The sequence below is a fragment of the Thermodesulfobacteriota bacterium genome, assembly GCA_039028315.1.
Lineage (GTDB): Bacteria > Desulfobacterota_D > UBA1144 > Nemesobacterales > UBA2774 > CR02bin9.
In genome coordinates this window covers 1-2,995 of record JBCCIH010000232.1, presented here as the reverse complement: position 1 = coordinate 2,995, position 2,995 = coordinate 1, and the positions used below count along the sequence as shown (strand labels likewise).

4 protein-coding genes are annotated in these 2,995 nt (G+C 40.5%); all 4 read right to left on the bottom strand.

Annotated elements, in window-relative coordinates:
- Positions 1 to 426, bottom strand: a 426-nt coding sequence (locus AAF462_11325) for a sigma-70 family RNA polymerase sigma factor (protein ID MEM7009713.1), incomplete at its 3' end; no start/stop codon positions are given.
- A gap of 157 nt (positions 427 to 583) precedes the next feature.
- On the bottom strand, positions 584 to 1,744 hold the full coding sequence (sucC, locus tag AAF462_11320) for an ADP-forming succinate--CoA ligase subunit beta (GenBank protein MEM7009712.1): 1,161 nt from the start codon (positions 1,742 to 1,744) through the stop codon (positions 584 to 586).
- A gap of 30 nt (positions 1,745 to 1,774) precedes the next feature.
- Positions 1,775 to 2,506, bottom strand: a complete 732-nt coding sequence (locus tag AAF462_11315) for a succinate dehydrogenase/fumarate reductase iron-sulfur subunit (GenBank protein ID MEM7009711.1) — start codon at positions 2,504 to 2,506, stop codon at positions 1,775 to 1,777.
- Positions 2,506 to 2,995 (bottom strand): fumarate reductase/succinate dehydrogenase flavoprotein subunit (locus AAF462_11310; protein ID MEM7009710.1); only part of this gene is annotated, 490 nt, incomplete at its 5' end. The genes AAF462_11310 and AAF462_11315, both read right to left, overlap by 1 nt.

The following is a 2,995-nucleotide window of genomic DNA, read 5'->3' as shown; positions in this document are numbered from 1 at the left end:
GATGTTTAACTCTTTTTTTGCTTTTCCTATTTTATGGAACAGCTTTCTCTGGGCCTGAGTTGTACCAATTTTCACCTGGCTCCAGAATTTCATAATATGGTTTTGTATACTAGCCCTTATCCACCACACGGCATATGAAATTAACCTATAGCCTTTGTAAGGGTCGAATTTTTTGACCGCTTTCATAAGTCCCATAGTTCCTTCCTGAACCAAATCGGAAAGTGGAAAACCATATGATAAATACTCTCTTGCGATCTTAACCACGAATCTTAAGTTAGATACAACAAGGGTATTTGCTGCTTCCAAATCCTTAGTTTCGTAATAATCTACCGCTAGCTCATATTCCTCTTCTTTGCTAAGAACAGGATATTTATCAATTTCCTTGAGAAATATGTTAAGCGGTTCTCTTACAGCTATTGCATTCATATCGTTATATGCCTCCTTCTGACAAAGTAATCATCATCATGGCAATGTCAAGGGGTTAAAATAGGAAAAATATAAAGTATAAAGTTAGTGATCACAGTTAGTTACAACTATACTGTCAGAATTTATAAATAACCGTTAATAAATCTATATTTGTGGATTATTTTGCTGCTTCTACTGCTTTTGCAGCGGCGTCTCGCATATCTGACCCAGTTATGATATTAAGACCGGATTCTGATAGCAATTTGCGGCCAAGCTCTACATTTGTGCCCTCTAATCTGACAATTAAAGGCACTTCAATCCCAACTTCTTTAGCAGCAGTGATTACACCCTCGGCTATTGTATCGCACTTCATTATACCGCCAAAGATGTTAATAAAAATCGCTTTCACGTTAGGATCGCTTAGGATCATCTTTAGTGCTTGCAGTACCTGCTCAGCGGTTGCTCCTCCGCCAACGTCTAGGAAGTTGGCAGGCTCAGCGCCGTGGTGTTTAATAATATCCATCGTGGACATTGCAAGCCCAGCACCATTTACAAGACATCCTATATTGCCGTCAAGCTTTACATAGCTTATTCCCCATTTCTTTGCTTCAAGCTCAGTGGGATCTTCTTCGGCAGGGTCATGCATTTTCTCAATTTCAGGGTGTCTGAAAAGAGCGTTATCATCAAAGTTCATTTTAGCGTCAAGTGCATATACATCACCGTCATTTGTAAGAATTAGAGGATTTATCTCTGCTAGTGAGCAGTCGTTCTCAGTAAATGCATTGTATAGACCGATTATGAATTTGACAGCTTTATTTACTGTTTTTCCTTTAAGACCTAGGAAATAAGCGATCTTTCTGCACTGATATGGAAGAAGACCAACAGTAGGGTCTACATATTCTTTTAAGATCTTCTCAGGGTTTGTGCGGGCTACTTCTTCAATTTCCATCCCGCCCTCTTGGCTGGCCATAATTACAATCTTCTCTGTAGCTCTGTCTATTACCATTCCTAGGTATAGCTCAGTTGCAATATTTGAAGCTTCTTCAACAAGTACCTTGCTTACCAGTTTTCCCTCTGGTCCTGTTTGGTGTGTGACTAAGTTCATTCCGAGTATTTCTGATGCAAGCCTTTTTACTTCATCTAGAACGTTTGCAAGCTTTACTCCTCCGCCTTTTCCTCTTCCTCCGGCATGTATCTGGGCTTTTACAACGAATTTCTCTGACTTAAGATCATTTGCTATTTGCTCTGCTTCATCCTCATGAAAAGCTACCTTTCCCATTGGAACGGCAACTCCGTACTTTGATAATAGTTCTTTAGCCTGATACTCGTGAATGTTCAACTTAATCTCCTTATTGTTTGTGCGTTTGTGTTAGCTTCTCTTAACTTTACTAAGTATCCACTGTAGCGGATCAAAATATGTGTCTGCGACTCTTTCCTTAAGAGGAATAATAGCGTTGTCTGTTATATGAATTTCCTCTGGGCATACTTCTGTGCAGCACTTTGTGATGTTGCAATACCCAATTCCTGCTGCCTGTCTTAACATCTCTTTTCTGTCCTCAGTGTCCAGTGGGTGCATCTCAAGTTCTGCAATTTTGATCATCATACGAGGTCCGAAGAACTCGTTCTTTTTGTTGTGATTTCTTAATATGTGACATACGTCCTGGCAAAGGTAGCACTCAATGCATTTTCTAAACTCCTGGCTTCTCTCAACATCTACCTGCTGCATTTTCCAGTCTGTATCTTCAGGATACTTAAATGGAGGTATCTTCTTTCTAACTTCATAGTTCCAAGAAACATCTGTTACCAAGTCTTTCATAATTGGGAAAGTCTTTAATGGATAGACTTTTATAGGTTTGTCTAACGGGAGAGAGTCAAGCCTTGTTTTGCATGTAAGCTTTGGCATACCATTAATCTCGGCGCTGCATGAGCCGCATTTAGCAGCTTTACAGTTCCATCTTACTGCAAGATCGCCGTCATAATGCGCCTGGACATAATGAATAGCGTCCAGTACAACCATGCCCTCTTCTACCGGAACTTCATATTCTACTTCCTGCCCTCCGCTTGCGTCCCCGCGGTATATATTAAGTTTAGCAACAGACATTATTTATATCCTCCCTCTACTATCTTCTTTAGTTCATCCGGCATCTGAGGGAGAGGTGATGTGCTAATCCTCATATTGCCGTTATCTTTTGAGATTACTGAGTTAACCGTGCCCCATTTTTCATCGTCATATCCTGGGAAGTCTACTCGGCTGTGTGCCCCTCTGCTCTCTTCTCTTTGGTGAGCGCATCTGGCTATTGCCTCTGATACTATGAGCATTGATTTTAGGTCTTTGCAAAGATGCCATCCGGGGTTGTACATCCTGGTACCCTCTATCTTTAATACTTGTGCTCTTTCTTTTAGTACTTCAATTTCTTCTATTCCTTCATGGAGCTTTTCTTTAGTACGGAAAACACCTACAAACTCACCCATGATATCCTGAAGCGCATGGTGGATTGTGTATGGGTTCTCGCCTTGTTCATTGCTATAAGGCTCAAGCATTTCATCTGTAGCTTTTTTGATTTCAACATCGTCAATATTAACAGCATTG

Excerpts from the sequence above, each read along its gene's own strand:
- AAF462_11315 (MEM7009711.1), bottom strand. The coding sequence starts at position 2,506 with ATGTCTGTTGCTAAACTTAATATATACCGCGGGGACGCAAGCGGAGGG.